At 71.5% G+C, this 17263-nt stretch carries 31 protein-coding genes; all 31 read right to left on the reverse strand.

Features of this window, described 5'->3' with window-relative positions; genetic code table 11:
- Window positions 1-5: 5 nt before the first annotated feature.
- Window positions 6-779, reverse strand: coding sequence for a phage tail tube protein (locus ACFPLC_RS26525; RefSeq protein ID WP_378198515.1), 774 nt, complete (start codon window positions 777-779; stop codon window positions 6-8).
- 11 nt (window positions 780-790) lie between these two features.
- Window positions 791-1225, reverse strand: a complete 435-nt coding sequence (locus ACFPLC_RS26530; RefSeq protein ID WP_378198512.1) for a minor capsid protein — start codon at window positions 1223-1225, stop codon at window positions 791-793.
- Complete coding sequence (locus tag ACFPLC_RS26535; protein ID WP_378198509.1) at window positions 1222-1572, reverse strand: hypothetical protein; 351 nt, start codon at window positions 1570-1572, stop codon at window positions 1222-1224. The genes ACFPLC_RS26530 and ACFPLC_RS26535 overlap by 4 nt, the downstream gene beginning before the upstream one ends.
- The gene (locus ACFPLC_RS26540; RefSeq protein WP_378235944.1) at window positions 1569-1892 is read right to left on the reverse strand and encodes a hypothetical protein; all 324 of its coding nucleotides are present in this window, start codon (window positions 1890-1892) and stop codon (window positions 1569-1571) included. Before ACFPLC_RS26540 ends, ACFPLC_RS26535 begins: the two co-directional genes overlap by 4 nt.
- The gene (locus ACFPLC_RS26545) at window positions 1874-2323 is read right to left on the reverse strand and encodes a hypothetical protein (RefSeq protein ID WP_378198504.1); all 450 of its coding nucleotides are present in this window, start codon (window positions 2321-2323) and stop codon (window positions 1874-1876) included. The genes ACFPLC_RS26540 and ACFPLC_RS26545 overlap by 19 nt, the downstream gene beginning before the upstream one ends.
- A gap of 63 nt (window positions 2324-2386) precedes the next feature.
- Window positions 2387-2974, reverse strand: a complete 588-nt coding sequence (locus tag ACFPLC_RS26550) for a hypothetical protein (protein WP_378198501.1) — start codon at window positions 2972-2974, stop codon at window positions 2387-2389.
- The gene (locus ACFPLC_RS26555) at window positions 2971-3339 is read right to left on the reverse strand and encodes a hypothetical protein (protein WP_378198498.1); all 369 of its coding nucleotides are present in this window, start codon (window positions 3337-3339) and stop codon (window positions 2971-2973) included. Before ACFPLC_RS26555 ends, ACFPLC_RS26550 begins: the two co-directional genes overlap by 4 nt.
- 3 nt (window positions 3340-3342) lie before the next feature.
- A complete protein-coding gene (locus ACFPLC_RS26560) occupies window positions 3343-4401 on the reverse strand; it encodes a major capsid protein (RefSeq protein WP_378198496.1) in 1059 nt (352 codons plus the stop codon).
- A 17-nt stretch (window positions 4402-4418) separates the two neighbouring features.
- The gene (locus tag ACFPLC_RS26565) at window positions 4419-5099 is read right to left on the reverse strand and encodes a hypothetical protein (RefSeq protein WP_378198493.1); all 681 of its coding nucleotides are present in this window, start codon (window positions 5097-5099) and stop codon (window positions 4419-4421) included.
- A gap of 24 nt (window positions 5100-5123) precedes the next feature.
- Complete coding sequence (locus ACFPLC_RS26570) at window positions 5124-5279, reverse strand: hypothetical protein (RefSeq protein WP_378198490.1); 156 nt, start codon at window positions 5277-5279, stop codon at window positions 5124-5126.
- A gap of 23 nt (window positions 5280-5302) precedes the next feature.
- Window positions 5303-5704, reverse strand: a complete 402-nt coding sequence (locus tag ACFPLC_RS26575; protein ID WP_378198487.1) for a hypothetical protein — start codon at window positions 5702-5704, stop codon at window positions 5303-5305.
- Between the two features lie 10 nt (window positions 5705-5714).
- A complete protein-coding gene (locus ACFPLC_RS26580; RefSeq protein ID WP_378198484.1) occupies window positions 5715-6842 on the reverse strand; it encodes a phage minor capsid protein in 1128 nt (375 codons plus the stop codon).
- Between the two features lie 6 nt (window positions 6843-6848).
- Complete coding sequence (locus ACFPLC_RS26585) at window positions 6849-8435, reverse strand: phage portal protein (RefSeq protein WP_378198482.1); 1587 nt, start codon at window positions 8433-8435, stop codon at window positions 6849-6851.
- A 1-nt stretch (window position 8436) separates the two neighbouring features.
- Window positions 8437-8766, reverse strand: a complete 330-nt coding sequence (locus tag ACFPLC_RS26590) for a hypothetical protein (protein ID WP_378198479.1) — start codon at window positions 8764-8766, stop codon at window positions 8437-8439.
- Window positions 8766-9170, reverse strand: coding sequence for a hypothetical protein (locus ACFPLC_RS26595; protein ID WP_378198476.1), 405 nt, complete (start codon window positions 9168-9170; stop codon window positions 8766-8768). The genes ACFPLC_RS26590 and ACFPLC_RS26595 overlap by 1 nt, the downstream gene beginning before the upstream one ends.
- Window positions 9167-10471 carry a PBSX family phage terminase large subunit gene (locus tag ACFPLC_RS26600; protein ID WP_378198473.1) on the reverse strand — a complete coding sequence of 435 codons (1305 nt, stop codon included), beginning with the start codon at window positions 10469-10471 and terminating at the stop codon, window positions 9167-9169. Before ACFPLC_RS26600 ends, ACFPLC_RS26595 begins: the two co-directional genes overlap by 4 nt.
- A complete protein-coding gene (locus ACFPLC_RS26605) occupies window positions 10458-10988 on the reverse strand; it encodes a helix-turn-helix domain-containing protein (RefSeq protein WP_378198470.1) in 531 nt (176 codons plus the stop codon). Before ACFPLC_RS26605 ends, ACFPLC_RS26600 begins: the two co-directional genes overlap by 14 nt.
- 420 nt (window positions 10989-11408) lie before the next feature.
- Window positions 11409-11699, reverse strand: coding sequence for a hypothetical protein (locus tag ACFPLC_RS26610; protein WP_378198467.1), 291 nt, complete (start codon window positions 11697-11699; stop codon window positions 11409-11411).
- A gap of 2 nt (window positions 11700-11701) precedes the next feature.
- Window positions 11702-11920, reverse strand: coding sequence for a hypothetical protein (locus ACFPLC_RS26615; protein WP_378198464.1), 219 nt, complete (start codon window positions 11918-11920; stop codon window positions 11702-11704).
- Window positions 11917-12207, reverse strand: a complete 291-nt coding sequence (locus tag ACFPLC_RS26620) for a hypothetical protein (RefSeq protein WP_378198461.1) — start codon at window positions 12205-12207, stop codon at window positions 11917-11919. The genes ACFPLC_RS26615 and ACFPLC_RS26620 overlap by 4 nt, the downstream gene beginning before the upstream one ends.
- Entirely contained in the window at window positions 12204-12860 is a 657-nt protein-coding gene (locus ACFPLC_RS26625; protein ID WP_378198458.1) for a hypothetical protein, read from the reverse strand. Before ACFPLC_RS26625 ends, ACFPLC_RS26620 begins: the two co-directional genes overlap by 4 nt.
- Window positions 12857-13480 (reverse strand): hypothetical protein, encoded by a 624-nt coding sequence (locus ACFPLC_RS26630; protein ID WP_378198455.1) that lies wholly within the window; start codon window positions 13478-13480, stop codon window positions 12857-12859. The genes ACFPLC_RS26625 and ACFPLC_RS26630 overlap by 4 nt, the downstream gene beginning before the upstream one ends.
- The gene (locus ACFPLC_RS26635; RefSeq protein WP_378198453.1) at window positions 13477-13698 is read right to left on the reverse strand and encodes a hypothetical protein; all 222 of its coding nucleotides are present in this window, start codon (window positions 13696-13698) and stop codon (window positions 13477-13479) included. The genes ACFPLC_RS26630 and ACFPLC_RS26635 overlap by 4 nt, the downstream gene beginning before the upstream one ends.
- Window positions 13695-14021, reverse strand: coding sequence for a hypothetical protein (locus tag ACFPLC_RS26640; RefSeq protein WP_378198450.1), 327 nt, complete (start codon window positions 14019-14021; stop codon window positions 13695-13697). Before ACFPLC_RS26640 ends, ACFPLC_RS26635 begins: the two co-directional genes overlap by 4 nt.
- Window positions 14014-14685 carry a hypothetical protein gene (locus ACFPLC_RS26645; RefSeq protein ID WP_378198447.1) on the reverse strand — a complete coding sequence of 224 codons (672 nt, stop codon included), beginning with the start codon at window positions 14683-14685 and terminating at the stop codon, window positions 14014-14016. The genes ACFPLC_RS26640 and ACFPLC_RS26645 overlap by 8 nt, the downstream gene beginning before the upstream one ends.
- Window positions 14678-15142, reverse strand: coding sequence for a hypothetical protein (locus ACFPLC_RS26650; protein ID WP_378198444.1), 465 nt, complete (start codon window positions 15140-15142; stop codon window positions 14678-14680). Before ACFPLC_RS26650 ends, ACFPLC_RS26645 begins: the two co-directional genes overlap by 8 nt.
- Window positions 15139-15342 (reverse strand): hypothetical protein, encoded by a 204-nt coding sequence (locus ACFPLC_RS26655; RefSeq protein WP_378235945.1) that lies wholly within the window; start codon window positions 15340-15342, stop codon window positions 15139-15141. The genes ACFPLC_RS26650 and ACFPLC_RS26655 overlap by 4 nt, the downstream gene beginning before the upstream one ends.
- Window positions 15339-15650 carry a hypothetical protein gene (locus ACFPLC_RS26660; protein ID WP_378198439.1) on the reverse strand — a complete coding sequence of 104 codons (312 nt, stop codon included), beginning with the start codon at window positions 15648-15650 and terminating at the stop codon, window positions 15339-15341. Before ACFPLC_RS26660 ends, ACFPLC_RS26655 begins: the two co-directional genes overlap by 4 nt.
- Window positions 15647-16408, reverse strand: coding sequence for a hypothetical protein (locus ACFPLC_RS26665; RefSeq protein WP_378198436.1), 762 nt, complete (start codon window positions 16406-16408; stop codon window positions 15647-15649). Before ACFPLC_RS26665 ends, ACFPLC_RS26660 begins: the two co-directional genes overlap by 4 nt.
- A gap of 205 nt (window positions 16409-16613) precedes the next feature.
- Window positions 16614-16826 carry a hypothetical protein gene (locus tag ACFPLC_RS26670; RefSeq protein ID WP_378198434.1) on the reverse strand — a complete coding sequence of 71 codons (213 nt, stop codon included), beginning with the start codon at window positions 16824-16826 and terminating at the stop codon, window positions 16614-16616.
- Window positions 16826-17236 carry a response regulator transcription factor gene (locus ACFPLC_RS26675; RefSeq protein WP_378198431.1) on the reverse strand — a complete coding sequence of 137 codons (411 nt, stop codon included), beginning with the start codon at window positions 17234-17236 and terminating at the stop codon, window positions 16826-16828. The genes ACFPLC_RS26670 and ACFPLC_RS26675 overlap by 1 nt, the downstream gene beginning before the upstream one ends.
- Window positions 17237-17263: the final 27 nt, after the last annotated feature.

Raw genomic sequence — 17263 nt, forward strand, 5'->3', positions numbered from 1 at the left:
GTGCCTTACGCGTAGGTGTACTTGGTGAGGGCGGTGTTCGCCGAGGCGCCGGCGCCGTTGGTGACGACGACGTCGACCGCGCCGGCCGCGTGCGCTGGGGTGATGGCGACGATCAGGCCGTCGGAGATGAGGTCGTAGCTCGTGGCGTTGGTGCCGCCGACCTTGACGCCGGTCGCTCCGGTGACGCCCGTGAAGTTGTTGCCCTTGATCCGGACGAGCGCACCGCCGGCAGTCGAGCCGCCCGCCGGGGTCAGCGAGGTGATAACCGGGATCACGGCGCCGGTGTTCGGGTGGGTGATCTGGTTGAGCTTGCCCTGGCCGTCGAGAGTGACCGACACGAGGTTGAGGTCCTCCATCTTGCCGCCGTCCGGCGACCAGGAGACCGACGCCCAGCCCTCGTAGGCCTCGACACGGGGGCCGCCGGGCTGCATCTCGTAGTAGCGGATGTGCACGCTGTTCGCCGGGCCCATCTGCCCGATCGCTTTGGTGCGGAGGAACTCCTGGCCAACGTCGTACTGGGTGCCGTCGGCGACCTGGACCTTGCGGCCCAGCTTGGCCTCGACCGACCATGCTTCAGCGGTCTTGGTCTTGGACTGGAAGCCGCCCGAGTCGAAGTCGCCGTCGTCCTGCTTCGTGGATTCGAACGCGGGCTTGAACTCCGTCATGCCGAACACGCCGACCCAGGTCGGGTTGACGGTGCTGCTGGAGGTGTCAACGTCGAGGTAGTACTGCAGCATCGTGGTCGATGCGCCGAGCGGGACCTTGGTGGTAGCGGGCATGATCGCTTCTCCTATGTGCGGTAGGTCGAGGGCCGGTGGACGGTCAGGTAGTAGTTCTCCGAGCGCTCCCACCGGTTGCTGTCGTCCCGGCCGAGTGGGGCGCCGGACTGGTGCAGGGCCTGCACGATGTGGACCGTCCCGGCCTGGAAGGCGGTGCGTCCGTGCAGCAGGTCGAACACCGCCCCGGCGACGTCCTCGACGTCGTGCGGGTCGGCGCTGCCGCGGCAGCGGACCTGCAACCCGATCACCGAGTCCGAAAGGGACGCGTCGTCGGTGACCGTGTACGTGGCGAGCACGATCGCGCGGTCCGGGCTCTGGGGCATCGCCGCGAAGAAGATGCCCGTCTCGCCCGGGGCGTACGCGCTGCCGTCGGCCCGGTAGGTGCCGACGCCGCCGCCTGCGAGCAGCTGCGCCAGGCCGTCGAGGAGATCGCCGGTGAAGCTCACGCGGTCCTCCGACGGATCGCCGCAGCGATGATCTCCCCGATCGTCTCGGCCTCTTCGTTGGCCGGGCCCTCGAGGTACTTCGCCGTGCGGCCGGGCGCGTGCCGCCAGGTGAGCTCCTCGTGCTGACGGCAGGCGTACACGGTGTCGTAGGACACCGCTGCGGTCAGCGACTCGCGGTCGGAGCTGGCCACGCCGGACCGTTCGAGGGTGCCTTCCTCGAGCGGCACGCGCGCACGCGACGCCTGCAGCAGGTGCTCGGCGCCCTGCTGCAGCCCGTTGAATGCGGCCTCCTCCACGAGGAAGCCGACACGCTCGCCGTTCCAGTCGAGGTCCCACTTGATGCTCACGTGCAGCTCACCTCCACATGCGACGGAACCGGGAGGTCGCCGCCGTCGCGGTCAGCGCAGGTGATCACGGTCGCTACCCGGGTACCGAGGTCGATCCGGGATTCCGGCGGGGCGACGGTGCCGGGCTGGCAGTACACGGTCGCCTCGGAGACGACCTGGTTGCCATTCGGCGCCCGGACGAGGCGCCGCTTGTCGTCGCGGAAGCACGGCACCTCGACGGGCGCCCCGTACACCGGTCCGTTCGCGCCGTTGCCCTCGAACGGCTCGATGGTGACGGTGTGCTGGAGAAGGAAGTCCGGGATCACAGCCAGCCCTCCCACAGGTACGAGGCGACGATCGACCCGGCGAGCACGCCGGCGTCGCGTAGCTCGGTCTCGGCCTTCGTCGCCAGCCGCGGCCCGCCGCCGCCCGAGCCGCCGCGGTTGCTGCCGTTGCCTGAGCCGCGGCTGAGCGACAGCGACCCGATGGACACGTTCGTGAACTGGCCGGCCGTGCCGTCCTCCTCGCCCGGGTTGGCGACCCACCACAGCGCCTGCGCGCACGTGGCGTTCTGGAACGCCGTCCGGACCGCGGTGTCGGTCGGGTAGCCGTCGACGTCGGTGGCGTAGATCGCCGTCTTGGTGGCTCGGCGGATGTCCTTCGACGCGGAGGTGAGCAGCCGCGTGGCCTCGGGCTCGTCCGGCACGCGGGTCTTGAGGTTCGCGGGCGCGTAGTCGACGAGCTGGGTACGGGTGGCGTAGACGAGCGGCACGGGGTGTTCACCTCCTCCGAAGGGGTTGCGCGGGCCCGGTCTCCCGTCCGGGCCCGCGCGGGCTCAGCTGGCGACGACGAGCGGCGCGAACGACTGGACGGTCGGCGTCGCGATCGTGGCCGGTGCGGTCGCGACGAGCGCGGAGCCGCTGGACTGCGCGAGGTTGCGCTCGCCGGTCAGGATCGGCTTGGGCACCAGGCTGCCGAGCAGGCTCGGCGCCGCGGTGGCCTTGACCATCGCGGCCGCCCAGTAGACGCCGGTCTTCAGCACCGTGTAGGGCGCCGAAAGCGCCAGCGTCTTCGCGGTGAACGCCGCCCACGCCGCGGTGGTCTGGTCGGCGGTCTGCGCGACCAGCGCCGGGACGGCCTGGGTGTCGTACAGCGCGAACCACCAGTTCGTCGGCGTGTTCGCCGCGGTCTGGCCACTGTGGAACGTCAGGTTGGTGACGACGTCGCCGGCCGCGAGGAACAGCGGGACGGAGGTCATCACCTGCGAGACGAGCGCCGCCGATCCGGAGTCGCCACCGGAGTCGGCCAGGCCGAGCCGCGGGAGGTTCCGCCGGAAGAAGGTGTCCGGGCTCGCCGGGTCGGCCGGGTTGAAGTGCGCGAGCGCGTCGCGCACGTTGCGGAGGTAGCCGCCGAGCTGGGTCATGCCTTCTGCTCCTTGTCCTTGGCGACCTTGGCCGCCAGCTCGCGGAGCTGGTCGCGGCCGAGGTCCTTGACCTGGTCCTCGGTGGCGCCGATGGCGAGCGCGTGCCGGCGCCAGTCCTTCTCCGAGGCGTTGCCCGCGGGCGCGATCTTCGGGTCGTCGGCGAACGTCTTCGCCGGGGTTTCGGCCGGTGCCGGTGCCTCGGCCGGTTCGGCCTCGACCTTCTCGACGCGGTAGCCGGCGCCCCGGAAGTAGTTGAGCGCCCCGGTCGAGGCAGGGCCTTCGTAGCGGCCGCGGGCGAACGCGCAGCCGGCGACTTCGCCGGTGTAGTCCGTGACCGGCGAGCTGATCTTCCACGTGGTGGTCATGGGTCACCGCACCTTCAGGTTCCGCAGCACGGCCGCGGAACGCGTGTTCTTGAGGACCATCGCGGCCGGGCCGAGCTGGACCTCGCCGGTCTTCACCGCGCCGGCGGTGGAGAAGTCGGGCAGCCAGGTCCGCAGCAGCTGCGAACCGGCCTTCGACGCGCCGTGCAGCGAGTCGATCCCGAAGGTGACCGCGTAGAGGTCGGTCAGGCCGGTGATGTTGCCGCCGGCGCCCGCGCCGTCCGGGTCGCGGGTCTCGATCGGGACGATCGGCGCGGAGCCGTCCTCCCGGTCGCCGAGGTCGACGAGGACCCAGTCGCCGTACTTCTTGATCTGGCGGCCGAGCTCGTCCTTGGACTCGGTGTAGGTGCCCGCGCGGCGCGCGATCGACTTCACGCGGGTGATCGAGTCGGTGTTGCCCATGATCGCCTTGACCCCGGGCGGGAGTTCGCCGGCGTCGTTGCCGGTCATGCCGCCGGTGCGGGACGGGACGACCTTGGACAGGAACAGGTCGAGCAGGTCCATCGCGTCGTGGGCCTTGTCGACGGTGTTGATCGTCGCGTTGGTCCAGTCCGCGTAGGCGGTCGTGCCCGAGTTCGGGATGACCTCGGTGGTGGTGCCGGCCAGCGCCTTGTTCAGGCCATCGAAGCCGAGCGGGTCGACCGCGGTGTCACCGAAGAGCAGCTCGCGCGCGAACCGAACCGGAATCGAGGCGAGCAGCTGCTGCAGCTGGAAGGTGTTCTCGTTGGTCGAGGACGGGCCGAGGTTGGCGAGGTCGCGGTCCAGGGTGTAGGCACCACCCAGCGGCTTCAGGTTGACCGTCGCCTGCGCGCGGGTCGCCTGGCCGGGCACGAATTCCTGGTTGAACGCGCGGAACCCGGCCGAGGCCGCCGTGATCAGGCGGGTGTAGCCGTACTGCAGGCTGGCACCGCCAGTGCCGGGCGTAACCGTGTCGTCGAAAACGATCTGGTCGAACAGCCACGACGAGCGGCGCAGGTTGTCGATCACCGCGTAGTCGAGGTCGACCGCGGCGTTGAGCTGCGCCTGAGCGAGCGTCACAGGCATTTCGTGCTCCTAGTGGGCTATCGGCTGCCGAGCGCTTTGGACACGGCGGCCTGGAGGGAACGAGGTCGGGTGGTCGGGGTGCCGCCACCGCCGGGGTGGTCACCGCCGGACCGCGTCGCCGTCGGGGCGGCGGGTGCGGCCTTGTGCTTGGGGTGCTTGTCGACCCACACGGTGATGTGGGCCTGCAGCTTGGTCCGGAACTCGGCGGACTTCGGGTCCAGGGCGATGAGGTCGCCGAGGCTGTCGAGGAAGGCGTTCGAGTCGAGGAGAGCGTCCGCGTCCGCGCCGGCCGTCGGCGCGACCCGGAGGATCGCGTTCTCGGCCGCGGTTTCCCAGTTGATGGCCTGCTGCTGCGTGACCTGGGCCGCCAGGGCCTCGGGGTCAGGCGGAGCTTCCGAGCCGTCGGCCTTGAGGCCGAGGGCCTTCATGACCGCTTCGAGCTGCTGCTGGGCCGCCTGGGCCTGCTGTGTGCTCGTCTGGTTGTTGGTGCGGTGCTTCGCGTTCTCCTTGCGGAGATCTTCGATGATGCTCTTGGCCTTCTCGAGCGTCATCTCGTCCGCGGGCTGCTGGCTGGCCGGCGCCTGGCCGGTCGCCTGCTGCTGTGCGGGCGGTGTTGCGGGCGGCTGGGTCCCCTGCAGCGCCTGGCCACCGGTCCCCGCGTCGGTCGGGGTGCCTGACCCCTGCGACGTGTCTGCCATGATCGTACGTCCTTCCTGGACGGTCTACTCGGACTGCTGCTTTTTTGCGGCGAGTCGCCCGAACTTGCTGGCGCTCGGGCGGCGCGCGGGGGGCGCGTCGGCCGTGGCGCCCTTCGCCGCCACCTGGGCGACGAGGCGTTTGAACCGGGCACCGCTGCCCAGCTTCGGTGTGGTGGCCATGGAGGGGTTCTCCTGTCGTGGGTTCAGCGCAGCGCGCGCAGTGCGGCGAGCTGCGCCTGGTCCTTGGAGCTGAGCCGTTTCCGAGCCCGCAGCTGCGCGATCCTGGTGCGGACTCCCGCGGAGCCGTGCATCTGCAGGTACCGGCGGGCGAGGATGCCGTGGTCCTCGGGGGTGGGCTTGCCGCCGCGGAGGTAGCTCTGCGACAGCTCGCCAGTGGGGTGTGACGGGCCGGTGAAGACCGGCTCGCGGGACGCCTCGGCGGCGCGCGGCGTCGGCTTCGCCGGGCTGGCCTTCTTGGACTCGGCGGTCATCGCGCGGTGCCGCGCGCCGCTGCCGAGCCGTCGCTTGCCCTTCCCCTTGCCGTCCATGTGCGCGAACGCGGCGCGCCGGGCTTCCGGGGTCAGGTCCATGAAGTCGAAGGCCACAGTGGACTCCTCAGCGTGCGACGCCGATCCGCTCGCGGTTCGGCTGGCGGAACAGCGTGGTGGGTGCGGTCTTGATGTGCTCGCGGATCTGGGCCTGGGTGTCGCGGACCTTCTTCTCGAACGCCCGGCGGGCGGCGGGGTCGAGTGCGGCCGCGGCCTGGAGCTTGTCCTTGCGGACCTTCCGCTCGAGCGCGCGGAGCTTCTGCCGGGCCTCGTCGCCGTCCGGGTCGGCGGTGTCGGTGGGGAGCCGGGTCACGCCGGGCAGGTACGCGCTCAGGGAGTGCCGGCAATTCGGGTGCATCAGCCCGGCTTCGACGGCTTCGAGGACCGACCCGGCCACGTGCACGGTGACGGTGCGGTCCTGGGTGCCGTGTCGGGCGCGCACGGTGCGCGCACCCGGGCCCGTGCGCGAGAGGACCTTCCCCTCCCACGGCCGGCACCGCTTGCACTCCTGCGGGGCGTCGGAGACGACCACCAGATCGATCCCGGCGTCGGCGAGCCGGTCGAGGTTGCCCTGCACCGCGGCCTGCGCCGTGCCGGTGCGGGTGGCCATCTCCACGTAGGAGGCGAGCTGCCAGTTCCGGCCGGCCTTGTCGGTGAACCCGGTGACGCCGCGGCTGAGGAGCTCTTCCCAGGCGCGCTGGGCGGTGCGAAGGCGGGTTTCCCGGCCGACGAGCGTGCCGGTGGCGATGGTCTTGGCGATGACCTCGCGGTAGGCGTCCAGCTCCCAGCGGAGGATCCGCACATGCGTGGCGAGCAGCTTGCTGGTGAGCGCGTACACCAGGCGCTGGATCGCGCCCAGCTGCGGCAGCGCCTGGCGCAGCTGGGCCAGCTCGGCGGGGGTGAGGGCGCCGCGCTTCGCCAGCTCGGCGACGGCGGCTTCTCCGCCGCGGTGGTAGGCCAGCACGACGGCCTGCTCGACGGTGCCGGACAGGTCGGTCTCAATCGCGCCGAGCATCCGCTCACCGGCGCGGCGCAGCGTCGTGATCGCGGTGAGGCTCTGCTGCACCTGGTCGCTGACCTCGATCCCGGCCCGGATCTCCCGGGCGACGAGCGCGGCCAGGCGCTGCTCAAGGTCGGCGTACAGCTCGACGATCGTGCCGGCGAGGTCGCTGCCGAGCGTCCGGTCGACCGGCACGGGACGCTACTTCTCCGCCGGGGGCTCGTCGGCCGGCGGTTCGTCGCCCGGGTCGCCGGTGAAGGTCTCGGGGTTCTCGACCTGCAACGGCCCGGCTTCTTTCAGGATCCGGCCGACTTCTTCCTTGACCTCGGTGTCGTCCCAGTCGGAGTGCAGCATCCGGACCTTCGTCTCGGTCGATGCGGCGCGGGCGGCTTCGAGCTGGGCGAGGGTCTGGGCGAGGCTGGCCTGGTCCGGCTGTACCGCGGCGGGGAAGTTCACGTCGGGGGCTGCGCTGGCGTCGACCCTCCATCCGAAGTGGACGACCCCGATCTTCAGCTGGGCGTGCAGGATCTCGGCCAGCCGCGGCCGGAAGTAGCCGACCTTCTTGCCGCGGGTGGTGAGGCTCTTCCGCTCGCGCGCGGACACCTCGGTCGCGGTGATCGCGACGTCGCCGGTGAGCCCGAACGACTGCTGTGAGTAGCCGGCGGTGGTGACGATCCGGCCGACGAAGTCGAGCGCGGACTTCTCGTGAGCCTCGAACCGGATCTCGAACTGCTGCAGCGTCAACGGCGTGCTGCCGTCGGCGGCCGCGAGCATCGGCAGACCTTCGTAGGCCTCGCGGTCGGCGTCGAACGTCGCGCCGCGGCCCGGCCCGCGGTCCTGCAGATACGCCTCCGGCACGATGATGCGGCCCTTCGCGAGCCGGATGTCCCGCATCCAGGAGGTGTAGATTTCGTCGACCGCGTCCATCAGTGGCTCGGTGGCCGCGAAGTCCGAGCGCCCGAACGGTGCGCACGCGGGCAGGTGTCCCCACTCGCGGTTCGGCTTGATGTTGGGCACGTAGACGGCGGTCAGCTGGTCGATCCCGGTCGCGATCGCGCCGTTCTCGTCGACCTCCTTGGCCAGCCCCGCGACCTCCGGGTACTCGGCCAGCGGCGCCGGCTTGCCCAGCGATGTCTCGGTGCCGACGTACACGCCGTGGAAGATCATGCCCTGGCCGTTGACGACCTCGTGCCGCTCGAGGTGCCGGACGATGATCTGCGCATCGCACTGCAGCTGCTGCACGAACGTCACTGCCGTCAGCCGGCCGTAGCGCCACTCGGGAATGGCGGCGTCGGGGTGGACGGCCTGCAGCCACGGTCCGGAGGCGTCGACGTCCTTGTCCCACACGATCCGCAGGTACACGCCGGACTTGGCCGCGGCGATCTCGGCGGCTTCCGAGAGCGTGGAGTGCAGGTCGTCGGTCATCAGGTCGTCGAGCTGCTTCTGGACGCCCTTGTTGTCCGAGGTGAGCGTGATCTTCTCGGAGAACAGCAGATCCGACGACGTGGACGCCATGTCCGACGCGACGGGCACGTGCAGCTTGGAGCGCTTCTCGCCCTGCGGGATCGGCTGCCCCCAGAACCAGCGGGCCAGCGTGCCGGTGATCCCGCCGCGCAGCTGAGACGGCCGGGTCTGCGGGTGGTTGACGAGTCGGCCGCCGATCCGGCCGTAGACGTCGGCGAGGTGGTCGGGGTTGCCGGAGTACCAGGCGCCCCACTCGCGCATGGTGTCGAAGGCGTCGGCGAACTCCTTCGGCGGCCACGGTGTCTCGCCTTGGGGCAGCGGCACGTCAGGCCTCCTCTTCGACGGTGATCTTCACGAGGGCGTCGACGGGGACGTGCAGCTCGGCCAGGCCCTCCAGCGCGGCGAGCGCGAGGTCTTCCCAGCTGACGTCCATGTCGTTGGCGCCGCGCATGTGCGCGGCCATCGGCTCGGCCAGCTCGGCCCGGGTGGCGTACCGCCGACGGGTGACCGTGCGCTTCTCGACGACCGGCGCGGCGTCGTGCGCGCAGATTGGGCACATGGCGGGCCCACCGCAGCGCGCGACGAGGCGCGGCTGGACGTCCTCGGCCGTCGGCGCGTCGGCCCCGAACCAGTGGCCGTGGCTGGTGTACGGCATCAGGCGCGCGCCGGCCAGTGCCAGGTGCCGCCCGCGTAGCCGGGACCCTCGTGGTTCGGGTCCGGGGAGTAGCGCGGCGTCCGCTCGACGTCTGGGTCGTCCCAGACGCGCGAGGTGGCCCAGTAGTCCGCGTGGCCGTCGAGCAGAACGCGCAGGTTCGCGCAGCCGCTGTCCGCGCTCCACACGCGGATGATGACGGCCGGGTACACCTCGCCGGCCTCGACGCTGTTGCGCATCAGCTTGCCGTCGACGGCCCGCGGCGTGCGCTCGTTGATCAGCGCGACGTCGCCTTCGCTGAGGGTGTAGTGGACGATGCGCCCGATGCTGGGCTTCTGGACGATCTTGTCCACCTCGGACAAGTCGGGGATGACCTTGACGTGCAGCTCGTGCTCGGACTTCGTCATGCTGCCTGTCCTTCCTGGACGTAGGGGCGCCAGAGCGCCTCTGTGGTGTGGATGCCGTACCGGCCGCCGTCGAGCGAGTGATCAGCCGCCTTGATCGGGGCGTCTTCGCCCTTCTCGGCCTTGTCGGGGTCCCAGCTGTAGCCGCCGACCTCGGAGATCCAGCCCTCACAGGACTCGTGCACCCGCAGCAGGTCCCGGGCGAGCAGGCTCGACACGGTGCGGATGCCGTCGAGGACCTCGTTCCGCGCGAGCGTGGGGGTGAGGCCGTCGCGGTGCAGCTGCTGCACGAACGACGCGGCCGAGGGGTCGACGACCGTCCACTCCGGCCAGATCCCCTTCGCCGCAGGGAAGTGCGGGTGCGGGAGCTCGCCGAGCCAGGTCCGGAACTTCTCGCTGTACTCGACGTCGGTGAGCGCCCGCCGCTGGTGCTTGCTGTCCCAGCGCCACTCGTGGGTGAGGTACAGCCGGCGGGTGCCGTCCTGCTCGGGGTGGCCGAGGCCGAGGATCAGTGCGGCGAATGGGTTCGTGGTGCCGTAGTCGATGCCCGCGCTCAGCCAGCGGTCGATCTGCGGCAGCTCCTTGACGACGTGCCGGGCCGGGTCCCACATGTCGTACACGGCGCCCTCGGCCAGGCACCACTCGCCGAGGATGAACCGGCGGTACCAGAGCCCGACGTACTGCTTCTTGAGCAGCTCGACGTACACCGGGTCGAGGCTCGGGTTGTCGTCGAGGGTGAAGTGCCAGCTGCGCAGCCCGACCTCGGCGGCGCGGAGGATGAAGTCTCGGCGCAGCCAGTGCGCGGGCCCGTCGGGGTTCGTGGTGGCGAGCAGCTTCGCGCCCGGCACCCGCAGGCGGGAGAGCAGCATCATCCAGAAGCCGCGAGGGAGCAGCGTGGCCTCGTCGGCGTAGGCGAGCGCGATCGTGGCGCCGCGGATCTTGCCCTCGGCGAGGGAGTCGTTCGCGCCGACGATGTGCACCGTGCGACCGAGGATCGTCGCGGTCCCGGCGCCGCGGGTGTGGTGCACGTGCTTGGCCAGCGCGCCGAACAACTCGACCGACTGGAGCGGCTCGATCAGGTTCCGCTCAATCGTTTCCTTCGTCTTGCCGCTGATCACGATCAGCCCGCGCGTGGGCGCGTCAGCGAGGGCGATCAGAAACGCCAGCAGCGACGCGATGGTCTTGCCGGACGACACCGCGCCGGACCAGAGCGCGATCTGCGGTGTCTGGCCGGACTCGACGATGGAGCGGATCTGCTTCCGCGACATGGTCGAGAGCAGGTGGGAGAAGTCAGGTGCCGGCATCCTCGGCCGGGCCTTCCGCCTCCATGTGGTCGTACGCGGCCTGCAGCCCGGCGGCGAGCGCGCCGATCATGCTCTTCGCCTCGTCGATGTCGTCGCCGACGGTGTCGTGGTCGTCGAGCCGCATCGAGGTGTTCGCGGCGGCGGCCGCGGCCTGCATGAGCTTGAGCTTGTCCGCGGCGGTCGGCTCGCGCTGCGTCCACTCGGCACGGAGGAAGTCCTTGCCGCCGTGGTCGACGTAGGTCGTCTCCACCCACAGCTGCGCCCGCAGCCGCGCGGCGTCGTCGAGGAGCTCGAGCATCAGCGCGGCCCGGCGCGCGCGGGCGTCGGCGACCTTCGCCTCAGTGGCGGCCTTGACGGCGGAGCGGTCGAAGGACAGGCCCAGCTCGTCCGCGATCTTCGAGACCGTCGCGCCGGAGCGGCCGAGCGCGTCGGCGATCGCGTTGCGGGACTCGCCGGCGGCGTGGAGGTCACGCACCTTGCGGCGGTCCTCGTCGGTGATCGGGCGCGCCTTGGCCATGCTGGGTCACCTCCGCTCATGATCGTTCTTGCCCGCCGGTGAGCGAAGGAGACTTTCCGCAGGTAGTCGGGGTGCCCTCCGCGTCCCGCTCGTGCGCGAGCCTGGGCCGAGGGCTCTCGCCCGACTTGGCCGGCGAGCCCCGGGTACGAAGAACCCCCGCGGGCGTGATGACCCGCGGGGGTTCAGGGTGCTGCTGGCCTGGACTTGAACCAGGAATCCGCGGCGCGCTCAGCAGCACCAGGGGCCCCGCGCCAGATTTGGGCGGCCACGCGGAGGTCGTCTGCCTTCAATCCTCACGCTGTCGCTGTACGCCTTGCAGCCGGACGCACCCGGGTCGCGAGCAGAGCTCCGCCGAAGATCAGCGTGACACAGCGTCTGAGCAGGCGTCAAACCGACCCGCCGACCAGTCGCGACCAGTGGTCACGGCGTGGTCGGCTGCTGCTCGACGGCGTGCGGGCGGATCCCGGTGGGCCCGGCGTTGTACAGGTCCTGCTCCAGCCGTCGAATGGTGCGGACGAAGTCGGTCAGGTCGTGCGTCGCGAGGTGGGCGCGGATGTGGCGTTCGAGGGCGCTCGCCCGCCCTCTGGCCATGGCGTTGATCGCGTCCTCCAGCGTCGGGCCGAAGCTGCGGTCGGCCTCGAACTGGATCTCGCTCTCCAGCATCCGCCAGTCGCAGCCGTCGACGGGACACACGGTCAGGGTGTCGAGCATGATCAGGTCTCCTGCTGTTCGCGTTGTTCGAGGTAGGTGAGTATCTCGCGGAGGTCGTATCCGCCGTCCCCGCGGGTGATGTGGCCGCGCTCCACCCACTTCCGCAGGGTCGGCGGCTTGATGCGCAGCCGGGCCGCGCCCTCGGTGTCACCGTCGAGGGCGCGGGCGTCGGCTTCCTGGTGCAGCAGCAGCACGGCCAGCGCGGCTGGAACGCGCTTCACGGCAGCCGTCGCTCCAGCACGGCTTCCCGCGAGACCAGCGAGAGGTCACGGTCCCAGACCTCGCCCCACTCGACCGGGCAGTTGCGGCATGCTTCCCCGGCGCAGAACCAGCCCTCATCGGTACGGCGCCACGCGACGACGTCGCTGCCCGGGACGCCGTACTCCGTGCCGACCGGCGGCTCCGGCGGGTTGTCCGGGTAGAAGTCGGCAGCCTCGCGCAGCCGTTGCTCGGCGGCCTTGGCGCGCGCCCGCCAGTACTCGACCTCCTGCTCCAGGTACGTCGTCATGCTGCTGCCTCCTGTGCCTGCTGGAGCTTCAGCAGCCCGAACCCGACGTAGGGCCGGTCGCACTGCTCGCAGCGCCCGCCCGCGCCCGCCGCGACGACCCGGCCGCCGCACCGCTCGCACGCGCCGAGCGCCCCGTCCGGCCGGTCGTGTGCAAGCCCCTGCGCTCTGCGGTGCAGCTCCTGCACCGCGTCCGCGACGTCCCCGAATCCCTCGTGGCCCGCGGCCCACTGCAGCTGGGTGAGGACGTAGTAGAGGCCCGGGTCGCGCTTGTCCCCGCGCTCGGCCGCGATCCAGTCGGCGAGCCGCACGATCGTGCCCGGGATCGACCACACGTCGTCCTCGGGCGTCGGCAGGCTGTTCGGGTCCAGCGCGGCCAGCACGTCGAGGCGAAGCGGCGCCCGCGACCCATACCCCGGCGACCCGCGGCCGGCCGAACCGCGCACCGGCTCGACCATGAACGGCAGGACACCCCAGTACTCGGCGACCTCGCGCAGCTGCACCCCGAGCTCGGCCACGCACTCGGGGCACGCGTGTCCGGTGTAGACCGCGCGGGTGCAGCCGCGGACGACGCACACCGCCGCGGCCGTAGAACGCGCGAGAGCCGGACGCGACCGGTCGCGCGGACCGGTCGCCGGGACGGATGTCGTGGTCATGGGTTCGTCCCTTTCGTGTGCTGCCACTCGGCGTCAGCGCGGGCGTCGCGGGCCAGGTCGACGGCGGCGTCCAGCTCGGCCGCCGTCGGCATCGGCACCTCGACGTACGGGCTCAGACCGGCTGGGATGGTCCACTCGCCGTCGGTGGTGAAGTGGGCGCCGGAGTCGAGGCCAGACTTCGAGACGACGCAGACACCGCTCGGCACGGTGTCGCCCGGGAAGAACACCCGAGGACCGGCGGGTGCGGGCGGGGCCGGGGCGTCTCGGAGGACGGCGCGGACGGTGTCGGCCAGGTACTCGAGGGGCACCGCCCGATCGGCGTCGCACGCCGCCAGGGCCGAGCGGATCTCGTGCAGCTGGCCGGACAGCACGCCGTGCTCCTGCTTGAGCTCGGCGATCTCCTGGTCCTTCGCCTCCACCTGCTCGGGGGACAGCGTCACCTTCGCCCGCAGGACGGCGAGCTCCTCGTCGACGACGGCCAGCGCCGCGCGCCCGACGTCCTCCACGCTCGCGCCCATCGGGACGATGGCACCCGGCAGGTACGCCGGTGGTGGAAACTTCTTCACCTCGGCGAAGACCGCCTCCCCGACCGCGCGCACCAGCTCCTCGCGGGCGGTCATCGGCGGAACCAGCCGATCGCACGAGCGAGCGGGCCAGGGCGGCGCGTCGAGTCGACGTCGCGCATCAGCTGCGCGAGGCGGTCCGGGTGCTGGCCGCCGTTGCGGTGGAGCGCCATGGCGACGGCCTGGAAGACGCGCACGTACCGGACGGGGTAGTTGGTGTCATTGGGCTCGATCTCGCCGAGCGCCAGGCGCAGGGCTTCGTGGGCGGTCGTCATCGGTCCTCCAGGGCGGGGTGGGGGTCGTGCCACGAGTAGGTGCCGCCCGGAATGAGGGCGCGGTGGGCGCTGTCGTGGCCGGCGCGGTGGACGCACGGCCACTTCCAGCGTGTCGGGGTTCGGGCCTCGCACTGCTTCGGGGCGGGTAGCCCGGCGAGGTCGTCGGCGGTGATCCGGATCGACCAGGTGCCGTCCAGGTCGGTGGTGGCCTTGCCGATCCGGACGCTGTTGCCGTGGTCGTCCTCCAGCTCGACGAAGGTCGAGCCGCCGCCGGGCCGGTCAGCGGCGAGGCGGATGTTCAGGCCGGGGTCGAGCTCAGCCACGGTCCACCTCCCCGGTGGACTGGGCGGCGGCCTCGGCCGCCAGGCGGTCGGCGAGCTCGCGCGCCGGCCGGAGGTCGACGCGGCCGGTGAAGCGGCGGCCGTCGGCCAGCTCGCCGCGCACCTCGGCGAAGTCGGGCGGGCCCGCGGGCTGGTCGCCCTGCAGCGCGGCGCGGATCTGGTAGAGCTGGCCCGCCGGAGTCAGGTCCTGCGGGTCGTCGAGCCAGCGCTTCGCGGCGTCGATGCGGGCCTGCCGCGCGTCCCGCTCGCCGGTCCGCTCGCGCAGCAGCGTTTCCAGCTCGCCGATCCGGGTCATCTGGCCGTCGGTGGCGTTGTAGTGGTCGATGAACAGGTTCCGGGCCTGCTCCCGCTGCCACTCAGCCTCGGCGTGCAGCCACACCGCCAGGTCGAGCGCGTCGACCGGCTCCGGGCCGTGCGGGCAGTCCGCGTACGGCGGCGTGCAGTCGCAGGCCTCGGCGAGCAGCAGCACGACCGGACGGAGCTGCCAACCGGCGGCGAGGATCCTCGCCGCCGCACGGCGAGCGTTCTCGCAGAACGGGCACTTGGCGGCCGGCGGGTGCAGTCCGACCTCGATCAGGCCAGCGAGCTGGTCGACGGCCTCGGGCCCTGGGGTGCGGCGCACGGCGCCGGCAGCGTCCTCAGCCACGGAGCACCTCGGCGCCGGCCGCGACGACGTCAGCGAAAGACTCGGTCGTGCGGTCGTCCGGGTGGCCGATCGCCTCGATGGTGATCATCTGGTCGGTCTTGTCGACGGCGACGATCCGGTACATGCCGCCGGTGAGCGGGAAGTGAAGGCGTTCGCCGACGTCGTCGGAGGTGAACGGCAGAGGCTCGGCGGCCGGTCCGTCGTCGTGCGATGCGGCCTCGGCCGCGCAGCGGGCCGCGACGTCCAGCGCGGCCGCATCGAACCGGGCCTCCCGATCGCGGTCCTCGTCGTCGTGCGGTCGGGCCTCGACGGCCGCGCGCGAGGCACGGCGCCAGTGGCGGTCGGCGAGGTGTCCGGCGATCTCGTCGAGGCACATGTCGCGGTTCTCGCGGGTGATCTGCTCGAGGTCGGCGAGCAGGTCGACCGCCGCGCGGTCGCGGGGTGAGAGCTCGGTCATGGGTTGTCCCTTTGTGGTTGGGGGTCGGCGTAGGGGCCGTGGAGCTTCGCTTCGAGGCGCTCCCGCGCAAGGTGCGGGCGGCAGATCGGGCACGGTTTCAACGGCGGGTCCGCGTGCTGGCGTCCGCCGATGAAGCCGTCGCAGTTGTCGGGGTGGCGGTCCGGGTCGATCACCTCGCCGGTGCGGTCGTGGGCCATCACGTGCCGCCTCGGGCGATCACCGCGGCGATGACCTCGGCCAGGCCGGCCACGTGGGCGGCGTGGCCCAGGCAGGGCCGGCACCAGCGCCACGGCGCGTGGTCGCAGCCGTCGTCGTGCTGATGCGTGGTCTTCGTCCAGCCGAGCGCGTCGGCGAGCGGCACGAGGCGCCGGTTCCGGATCGAGCCAGAGCCGTTGCACAGCACCGTTTCGGCGGGGTGGCGCTTCTTCTTGCCGGGCTGGTAGCCCGGGCTGAACAGGTGGATCGTGGTGCCGTTGCCCCACGGGCGGACGGCGAGGATCTCGGTCACGCGGGTTCCTTCCGGGCCGTTCGGCGGCAGTGCGCGCAGGTGGCGGACTTGCCGGTGTCGGGGTGGGTGAACAGGCCGCCGTCGACGCCGTGCTCGCAGCGCTGGCGCGGGTCGCGGCGGGCCTCGTCGATGGCTTCGGCGATGAGGGCGCGGCGGGTGTCGGCGGTGGCGTCGTGCGCCTCGGCAGCGCGGCGGGCCGCACCGCAGGCGCCGCACGGCGGCGGGTGCTCGTCGTGCTCGTGCCGTGGGCAGCGGGGGGAGGGTCGTTCGGCCGGACTGGGCGCGGTGGTGACGGGCTCTACGGACTCTTCCCCCTGTTCTTGGGTGAGGGTGAGGGTGAGGGAGTCGTGAACGTTCGCCGCAGGTGCGTCCGAAGTTCGGCCGGACGTTCGCTGCTTGTTCGGGCGAACATTTCCCGAACGAATGCGCTTCATTCGGTCCCTGGCCTTGGCTTTCTCGTCCTCGATGGACGCTGCGGAGCGTTGCTCGTCGAGCCAGTTCGTGTACTGCCAGCCGGTCACGCCGTTGCGCTTGTCCGGCGTCCAGAGACCGACCTCGACGAGCTTCGCGGCGAGCTTTTTTCCGCTCGGCCAGCTCATGACGTAGTGCACGGGAACCCAGCCGTCGGTCAGGTGAGCGGGGTTCATGCACCACGAGCCAGCGGCCGCCCAGAGCCCGAAGGCGGCAATTCCCGCCGCGCGCAGCTGGTCGCTCTCGGCGGCGGTGTCGGGGACACGGAAGTCGGGGATCGGGCTCACCTCCAAGGTGTGAAGCCGCCGGCCGGGCTGGTGGGGAAGGGACCAGCCCGACCGGCGACGGATACGGGGGATGTGCGGGGCAGGCAGGGCTACTTCACGACCGCGACCACGAGGTGTTCGGCTTCGGGGTCGTCGACGAGCGGCGCAGAGATCGCGCCGAGCCCGTTGCGGTCGTCGTTGGGCAGGCTGCTGCCGAACTTGACGCTCATGGTCGGGGTTCCTTTCCTTGCGGGTTCAGGTCGAGGCGCTGGCGGGCGAGCCGCTTCCCGAGGCTCAGCTGCTCGCAGAGCGGCGATCCGCCGTTGAAGAGGCTCAGCAGCCGGGAGACGTCGTGCGTGCCGGTGACGACGAGCACGACGACCGGGTCAGGCCCGAAGCCGTCGCCGGTGTCCTTGTCGTAGGCGCGGGACTCGTACATCAGGAGCCGCCGAGGATGCCGCGCTGGTAGCCCACCGCGACCGCGTGCGCGCGGTCGCCGACGCCGAACTTCTGGAACATCCGGCGGATGTGCGTCTTCACCGTGTCCTCGGTGAGGTAGAGCTGCTGCCCGATCTCGCGGTTCGACAGCCCCTCAGCGATCAAGGTCAGGACCTCGAACTCGCGGTCGGTCAGCTTCATCCGCCGCGCGTGCTCAAGGTTCGCGATCCGGACCCCGGACGGCAGCACGTTGAACCGCGGCAGTTGCTCGGGGCTGACCTTCACAGCCTGGACGTGCACGCCGATCTGCGTCAGCAACGCGTGGATGGGGCCGACGAGGGTGGCATCGACGACGTAGGCGGCGCCGGGCGACGCGGCCGGCGCCGGGCTGATGGCGGTGGGAGCAGCCATGGTGTCCTCGTTTGAGCGGAGATGCGG

Source organism: Amycolatopsis plumensis (assembly GCF_042652605.1).
GTDB classification, from domain to species: Bacteria; Actinomycetota; Actinomycetes; order Mycobacteriales; family Pseudonocardiaceae; genus Amycolatopsis; species Amycolatopsis plumensis.

Excerpts from the sequence above, each read along its gene's own strand:
- ACFPLC_RS26565 (WP_378198493.1), bottom strand. The coding sequence starts at position 5,099 with ATGGCAGACACGTCGCAGGGGTCAGGCACCCCGACCGACGCGGGGACC.
- ACFPLC_RS26635 (WP_378198453.1), bottom strand. The coding sequence starts at position 13,698 with ATGACGACCGCCCACGAAGCCCTGCGCCTGGCGCTCGGCGAGATCGAG.
- ACFPLC_RS26560 (WP_378198496.1), bottom strand. The coding sequence starts at position 4,401 with ATGCCTGTGACGCTCGCTCAGGCGCAGCTCAACGCCGCGGTCGACCTC.
- ACFPLC_RS26605 (WP_378198470.1), bottom strand. The coding sequence starts at position 10,988 with ATGGCCAAGGCGCGCCCGATCACCGACGAGGACCGCCGCAAGGTGCGT.
- ACFPLC_RS26610 (WP_378198467.1), bottom strand. The coding sequence starts at position 11,699 with ATGCTCGACACCCTGACCGTGTGTCCCGTCGACGGCTGCGACTGGCGG.
- ACFPLC_RS26620 (WP_378198461.1), bottom strand. The coding sequence starts at position 12,207 with ATGACGACGTACCTGGAGCAGGAGGTCGAGTACTGGCGGGCGCGCGCC.
- ACFPLC_RS26625 (WP_378198458.1), bottom strand. The coding sequence starts at position 12,860 with ATGACCACGACATCCGTCCCGGCGACCGGTCCGCGCGACCGGTCGCGT.
- ACFPLC_RS26675 (WP_378198431.1), bottom strand. The coding sequence starts at position 17,236 with ATGGCTGCTCCCACCGCCATCAGCCCGGCGCCGGCCGCGTCGCCCGGC.
- ACFPLC_RS26570 (WP_378198490.1), bottom strand. The coding sequence starts at position 5,279 with ATGGCCACCACACCGAAGCTGGGCAGCGGTGCCCGGTTCAAACGCCTC.
- ACFPLC_RS26670 (WP_378198434.1), bottom strand. The coding sequence starts at position 16,826 with ATGTACGAGTCCCGCGCCTACGACAAGGACACCGGCGACGGCTTCGGG.
- ACFPLC_RS26555 (WP_378198498.1), bottom strand. The coding sequence starts at position 3,339 with ATGACCACCACGTGGAAGATCAGCTCGCCGGTCACGGACTACACCGGC.
- ACFPLC_RS26590 (WP_378198479.1), bottom strand. The coding sequence starts at position 8,766 with ATGCCGTACACCAGCCACGGCCACTGGTTCGGGGCCGACGCGCCGACG.
- ACFPLC_RS26600 (WP_378198473.1), bottom strand. The coding sequence starts at position 10,471 with ATGCCGGCACCTGACTTCTCCCACCTGCTCTCGACCATGTCGCGGAAG.
- ACFPLC_RS26650 (WP_378198444.1), bottom strand. The coding sequence starts at position 15,142 with ATGACCGAGCTCTCACCCCGCGACCGCGCGGCGGTCGACCTGCTCGCC.
- ACFPLC_RS26595 (WP_378198476.1), bottom strand. The coding sequence starts at position 9,170 with ATGACGAAGTCCGAGCACGAGCTGCACGTCAAGGTCATCCCCGACTTG.
- ACFPLC_RS26550 (WP_378198501.1), bottom strand. The coding sequence starts at position 2,974 with ATGACCCAGCTCGGCGGCTACCTCCGCAACGTGCGCGACGCGCTCGCG.
- ACFPLC_RS26525 (WP_378198515.1), bottom strand. The coding sequence starts at position 779 with ATGCCCGCTACCACCAAGGTCCCGCTCGGCGCATCGACCACGATGCTG.
- ACFPLC_RS26630 (WP_378198455.1), bottom strand. The coding sequence starts at position 13,480 with ATGACCGCCCGCGAGGAGCTGGTGCGCGCGGTCGGGGAGGCGGTCTTC.